We start from the raw sequence: 250 nt of genomic DNA, 5'->3' as shown, positions 1-250 counted from the left end.
CGCCTCGTCGCGGATCGAGTTGCCGTAGTCGAAGACCTCGGCCCCGCCGTCCATGAACCCGACCATCGCCTCGACGTGCTTGGCCATCGACGCGCGAGCCCGGTCGGTGAACTCCTCGGGCTTCTTCGCGGCATAGTCCGCCCACTCCTCGAGGGCGATGCCCTCCGGCAGGTAGGAGAGCGGGTCGTGCGCCGAGGTCTGGTCGGTGACGATGTCGATCGGTACGCCTCGACGCAGCAGCTCGGGGAAG

The 250-nt window shown here is 68.4% G+C and carries 1 pseudogene; it reads right to left on the bottom strand.

The window, feature by feature from the left end:
* Positions 1-250 (bottom strand): annotated as a pseudogene (locus tag P6709_RS20135) (urocanate hydratase); the annotation flags it as partial.

This window comes from Jeotgalibacillus sp. ET6, from assembly GCF_029667115.1.
In the GTDB taxonomy this organism is placed as follows: Bacteria; Bacillota; Bacilli; order Bacillales; family Jeotgalibacillaceae; genus Jeotgalibacillus.
The sequence above is the reverse complement of the archived record's forward strand: the minus strand, read 5'-3'. Positions and strand labels throughout refer to the sequence as shown.